This is a genomic window from Pseudomonas sp. PS01299, from assembly GCF_029960145.1.
Lineage (GTDB): Bacteria > Pseudomonadota > Gammaproteobacteria > Pseudomonadales > Pseudomonadaceae > Aquipseudomonas > Aquipseudomonas putida_A.
Genome location: NZ_JASCPO010000315.1, coordinates 1 through 5,419 on the forward strand (window position 1 = coordinate 1; position 5,419 = coordinate 5,419).

The following is a 5,419-nucleotide window of genomic DNA, read 5'->3' on the forward strand; positions in this document are numbered from 1 at the left end:
GAGCAAGCCCGCTCCCACAGTTGGAATGCGTTCCAGTGTGGGAGCGGGCTTGCTCGCGAAGGCGGCCTGGCAGGCAATATAGATCCACCTGAATGATCAGAACGTCTGCCCCAGATTCAGATAAACCGCCTGCTCGTTCGCATCATTCAAGCCATAGGTGAAGTTCAGCGGCCCCAACGGCGTATCGAAGCCGATAAACACACTGGCGGCATTGATGTAGCCGCTGTCGAATTCATTGTCGTTGTTCCACGCCCGCCCACGCTCCAGCGAAGCCCCGGCATACAGCGGGAAGTCCAGCGGCAGATAGGAACGCGGCGTCAACCGGCGGTAATACACCGCGCGCATCAGGCTGACGTTCTGCCCGGAAATCGAATCCTCGCGAAAGCCCGACAACTGTCGCGCACCGCCGAGCAGGAAGCTCGACGTCACCACATTGGCATCGTCCAGCGTTCGGCCATAACGGCCGCCGAGAATCAGCGTATCCGGGCCACGGCTCATGGCTTTATCGAGCTTGAATTCCCACTGCCGGTAGCGCGTGTCCGAGCCGAGGTCCGGTTCGAATTGCATCAGGGTCAGGCTGACGTCCTTGCCCTCGTGGGGGAAGTAGACGTTGTCCAGCGAGTCGAACGAGTACTTCAGCGAGTAGAACCCTTCAGTGAAGTTTTCTCTCGGCAAGTCCTGATCGCCGATGCGCACATCCGCTTTGCCCCAGGCCTCGCCGACCCCGAAGCGGATTTCACCGTTATTGCCGATCTGCCGGCCGAAATTGAGGCCGAAACCGTAGCGTTCGACGCGGTATTGGGCGATCGGGTCGTTGTCGAGCACAGCATCGACGTTCTGCGCTTCAAACGCAGCATACGGGGCGACGAAGTAGCGCGAGCCGACGTCCAGCGGCTGATAGAACTCGGTGTAGAGCTCCTGTTTGTCGCCGATTTGTGCGCGGGTCAGCCATTCCGCGCCGAGGCGGTTGATGCCGTTGATGCGGTAGCTGGCGCCGAGATTGAAGGCGCTGTCACCGCGCATGTCGTCTGACAGGTTCAGGCCGACCCGCAGGTAATCGGTGCCGCTGCGTTTGCCCCGGGCGCTGATCACTAGCGTGTGATCCTGGCCCTTGTGCACTACGCGGTACTGCACCTGTTCGAAGTAATCCAGGCCGTACAGCGTGCCCATGTCCGAGTGCAGTCGGCCCAGATCCAGCGGCTCGCCGATCGGCTGACGGATGTAATAGCGAATCACCTCATCGCCGACTTTCGAGTCGTTCTCGACCCTGATCGCGGTGATGATCGGCGTGCGCTGGCCTGGGGCGCGGGCCGCATTGAGTTCGGCGTCTTGAGATTGCTGAGGTTTGAGCTGAGCGAGGCGGGCGTCGAGAATCCGCGTGGCGCGGTAACCGGCGTCAATCATCTCCTGGGCCTTGCCGAAATCGGTCACGCCGAATGCCGCCAGCGCCGGCTGGATCAGCACGTCGGTGGGTTTGAGGGCGGCCAGTTGCTCTTCGGAGTTGCGCCGGGTCATCAGGGTGATCGACTGGTTCAGCACATCGACCACGGTCGTCAGTTGTTTGCGGTTGCGCAGCGGCGTACCGATGTCGACCACGATTGCCACGTCGACACCCATCTCCCGCGCGACGTCGAGCGGGATGTTGTCAGTCATGCCACCGTCCACCAGCAGCCGACCGTCCAGTTCGACCGGGGCAAACACCGCCGGAATCGACATGCTGGCGCGGATCACCTGCGGCAAGTGACCTTTGCGGAACACCACTTTTTCGCCATTGGCGATGTCGGTGGCGACGGCGCGGAACGGGATCGGCAGCTTGTCGAAGTCGCGGGTGTCACTGGTGTGCGCCAACAGGCTTTCCAGCATCAGCGCCAGGTTCTGGCCCTGAATCACCCCCAGTGGCAGGCCGAGGCTGCCGTCATCGCGAAAACTCAGTTGCTGTTTCACCAGAAAGTCGCGGTCGTCCTGCTTGCGGCGAAACGGCACGTCTTCGCGTGGCGGCGCGTCGGACAGCGCCTGCTGCCAATCGATGTTCAGGGCGAGTTTTTCCAGTTCGTCGATCTTGTAGCCCGAGGCATACAGACCACCAACCACCGCGCCCATGCTGGTGCCGGCAATCGCATCGATCTTGATGCCTTGCTCCTCAAGCGCCTTGAGCACGCCGATGTGCGCCAGACCACGGGCGGCACCACCGGACAACACCAGGCCGACTTTAGGGCGGGGTGTTTCGGCGGCATTCACAAACAATGGCAACAAGCCAAGGAACAGGCAGAACAGCAAACGGCGCATGGTGAGTCTCGGGGCAAGCGATAAAGCCGGCTATTATAGCGGCGCCCTCTGTCTCAGGAGTTTTCAGCGAACATGTCTGCTGCAAAACCGGAAATCGTCATCACTTATTGCACCCAATGCCAGTGGCTGCTGCGCGCCGCGTGGCTGGCGCAGGAGCTGCTCAGCACCTTCGGCGATGACCTCGGCAAGGTGTCTCTGGTGCCCGGCACCGGAGGGGTGTTTCACATCAGCTGCGACGACGTGCAGATCTGGGAGCGCAAGGCCGACGGCGGTTTTCCCGAGGCCAAGGCGCTCAAGCAGCGGGTGCGCGATCAGATCGATCCTGCGCGCGACCTCGGCCACAACGACCGCACTCAGTGAGACGCGGCTTCGGCAGCCACGGTTTTCTTGTCGGCGCTGCCTGACATCCGCGCCGAGACCACGATGGCAACGATGATCAGCGCACCACCGATCAGCATGCGCACGGTCGGGTTTTCATCGAACAGCAACCAGGCGATGGTGATGCCGTAGACCGGCTCCATGGCGAATACCACGGCGGCGGTGCGCGCCTTGATCACCGCGAGGCTGGCGACGAACAGGCTGTGGGCGACGCCGGTGCAGAACACCCCGAGCAGGCCGATCCACAGCCAGTCCAGCGCGCGCACTTCACTCAGTTGCGGCGCAGCCACCGGCAGCAGACACAGCGCCACCACCACGTTCTGGCACAGCGCGGCCTGCACCGCCGGGATGCGTCCGGAGCTGGCGCGGTTGGTCAGCGACAGCAGGGCGAACAGCAAGCCCGACAGCACCGCCCAGAGCAACCCGGTGGTGGCGCCGCTGGCCAGATCGAACGCCGGGGTCACCAGCACCAGACCAACGCTGACCAGCACTACCAACACGATTTCATTGGCGCGGATGCGTTCGCGGAAAATCAGCCCTTCGAGAATCACGGTGAACGCCGGGAAGCTGGCAAAACCCAAGGTCGCGATGGCGACGCCAGCGACCTTCACCGCGATGAAAAAACTCACCCAGTGCCCGGCCAGCAACACGCCGCTGAGCGCCAGGCGCCGCCAGTCGACCGCCTGCAGTTTCTGCCAGCCGTGCTGACTGGCGAAGCGGGCGAAAAAGGCCAGGGCGAGCACGGCAAACGCCGCACGCCCGAAGACGATCACCGCCGGCGAGGCGGCCACGAGTTTGCCGAACACACCGGTCAGGCCGAACATCAGAGCGCCAATGTGCAGGGCGCCGAGGGCGGTACGCGGAGTCATTGCAATCCTTAATCCGAACACAGTTTCAATGTTGCCCATTGAAACGTGTTGCGGCGCAGAAGTCTGTCGGCGAACTAGCGTTTTTTGTCGCAGGAGTCGCGACGCAATTGCCCCGGTGAGGCGCCGAACTCGCGCAGCACCGCCGCCGCGAACGCGCTCTGCGAGCTGTAACCGACCCGACTGGCGATCTCGCCGATCGGCAGCGCGCTCTCGCGCAGCAGGCAGACTGCCTTGTGCAGGCGCCGGCTGCGAATGTATTCCATCGGCGTCTGCCCGCATTCCGCCATGAACCGCGCGTGCAGCCGGGCGCTGGACAGCCCGGCGATCTGCGCCAGATCGGCCACTTGCAGCGGGTAGGCGGCGTATTGTTCGATGTGCGCATCCAGCGCCGCGTAGGGCAGGCGCCGCGCCGAATGTTCGGCAGGTCTGGCGTGATTCAGGCTGGCCAGCAGCAACACCGCGCCTTGCTGCGCGATCAGCGGATCGCTGACCGGGCTGTGCGCCAGCCAGTGGACCAATTGGCTTTGCCCGGCATCAAGCGACAATCGCGCAGGCTGGTCGAGCAAGCGCTGACTGGCGTCGGCGTGCTCGCCCAGCGAATCGTTCAGCCATGGCCCGTCGGGTACGTCCAGCACCAGACAACGGCTGCCATCCGGGCTGCCGCAGGCGTGATGCGCGCCGCCGGGGACGACCACGAAACTCTGCTGGCGCACCTGGCTGCCCTGACCCTCGACTTCGAAATCCAGCGCGCCGGACAGCCCGAACACCAGTTGCGCGTGGTCGTGGCTGTGGACGATCAGGTCGTGGGTGTATTGGCGCAGAGTGAGGATCGGGCGCATGGAAGAAGTCTCCGAAGTGAGCGCCAGTCTACACCGGGGCGACGGGCTTGCGCGCTGTCACACGACTGACGCCTGTCTGTCATGGTCGATTCACCCGGCACGTGCACAGTGGCGAAAACATCGCAGAGGGTTGCCCATGACCAGCGCCGAGCTCGCCAAACCCAGCCGCAAACAACGGGTGCGTACCTTGTGGATTTCCGACGTGCACCTGGGCACGCGGGATTGCCAGGCCGAGCACTTGTCGCAATTTCTCAAGGGCTACCACGCCGACAAGATCTATCTGGTCGGTGACATCATCGACGGCTGGAAGCTGCGCGGTGGCATGTACTGGCCGCAGGCGCACACCAACGTGATCCGTCGCCTGCTGACCATGAGCAAGCGCGGCACCGAGGTGATCTACGTCACCGGCAACCACGACGAATTCCTGCGCCGTTATTCGAAGCTGATCCTCGGCAACATCCAGTTGGTCGACGAGGCGGTGCACGTCACGGCGGATGGCCGGCACCTGCTGGTGATCCATGGCGACCAGTTCGACGTGATCACCCGCTACCACCGCTGGCTGGCCTTCCTCGGCGACTCGGCCTACGAATTCACCCTGACCCTCAACCGCTGGCTCAATCACTGGCGAGCGCGTTATGGCTACGGCTACTGGTCGTTGTCGGCGTACCTGAAACATAAGGTGAAGACGGCAGTGAGCTTCATCAGCGACTTCGAAGAAGCCATCGCCCACGAATGCGTGAAGCGCGAGTTGCACGGCGTGGTCTGCGGGCACATTCACCATGCCGAGATCCGTAAGGTCGGTGAGGTGGACTACCTCAATTGCGGCGATTGGGTGGAGTCGTGCACGGCGTTGATCGAGCACTGGGACGGCACGATCGAGCTGTATCGCCTGGCGGATGCGCAGGCGCGGGAGGCACAGCTCAAGGCGGCCAAGGTTGCCGAGATTGCCTAGACCCCAGATATCTCCTGTGGGAGGGGGCTTGCTCCCGAATGCGGTGTATCAGTAAGTACATTTTTATCTGACACACCGCCTTCGGGAGCAAGCCC

Annotated in this window: 5 protein-coding genes; 2 read left to right on the forward strand and 3 right to left on the reverse strand. The window is 63.0% G+C overall.

From position 1 onward, the window contains the following. Positions 1–96: 96 nt before the first annotated feature. Entirely contained in the window at positions 97–2,286 is a 2,190-nt protein-coding gene (locus tag QMX91_RS28645) for a patatin-like phospholipase family protein (RefSeq protein ID WP_282413744.1), read from the reverse strand. 72 nt (positions 2,287–2,358) lie between these two features. Between QMX91_RS28645 and QMX91_RS28650 the strand changes: the two genes are divergently transcribed. Then, the gene (locus QMX91_RS28650) at positions 2,359–2,646 is read left to right on the forward strand and encodes a SelT/SelW/SelH family protein (RefSeq protein WP_210557846.1); all 288 of its coding nucleotides are present in this window, start codon (positions 2,359–2,361) and stop codon (positions 2,644–2,646) included. Here QMX91_RS28650 and QMX91_RS28655 read toward each other — a convergent pair. Both QMX91_RS28655 and QMX91_RS28660 read right to left on the reverse strand, forming a co-directional pair. Next, complete coding sequence (locus QMX91_RS28655) at positions 2,640–3,533, reverse strand: DMT family transporter (protein ID WP_282413745.1); 894 nt, start codon at positions 3,531–3,533, stop codon at positions 2,640–2,642. The genes QMX91_RS28650 and QMX91_RS28655 overlap by 7 nt on opposite strands. Positions 3,534–3,607: 74 nt before the next feature. Then, the gene (locus QMX91_RS28660) at positions 3,608–4,372 is read right to left on the reverse strand and encodes an AraC family transcriptional regulator (RefSeq protein WP_210557843.1); all 765 of its coding nucleotides are present in this window, start codon (positions 4,370–4,372) and stop codon (positions 3,608–3,610) included. A gap of 136 nt (positions 4,373–4,508) precedes the next feature. On the opposite strand from QMX91_RS28660, the gene QMX91_RS28665 reads away from it, so the two are divergent. Continuing rightward, positions 4,509–5,324 carry a UDP-2,3-diacylglucosamine diphosphatase gene (locus QMX91_RS28665; RefSeq protein ID WP_007966031.1) on the forward strand — a complete coding sequence of 272 codons (816 nt, stop codon included), beginning with the start codon at positions 4,509–4,511 and terminating at the stop codon, positions 5,322–5,324. The last annotated feature ends 95 nt before the right edge of the window (positions 5,325–5,419 follow it).

What these genes read in the sequence shown, in the direction of transcription:
- QMX91_RS28645 (WP_282413744.1), bottom strand. Translation starts at nt 2,286, where the DNA reads ATGCGCCGTTTGCTGTTCTGCCTGTTCCTTGGCTTGTTGCCATTGTTT.
- QMX91_RS28650 (WP_210557846.1), top strand. Translation starts at nt 2,359, where the DNA reads ATGTCTGCTGCAAAACCGGAAATCGTCATCACTTATTGCACCCAATGC.
- QMX91_RS28655 (WP_282413745.1), bottom strand. Translation starts at nt 3,533, where the DNA reads ATGACTCCGCGTACCGCCCTCGGCGCCCTGCACATTGGCGCTCTGATG.
- QMX91_RS28660 (WP_210557843.1), bottom strand. Translation starts at nt 4,372, where the DNA reads ATGCGCCCGATCCTCACTCTGCGCCAATACACCCACGACCTGATCGTC.
- QMX91_RS28665 (WP_007966031.1), top strand. Translation starts at nt 4,509, where the DNA reads ATGACCAGCGCCGAGCTCGCCAAACCCAGCCGCAAACAACGGGTGCGT.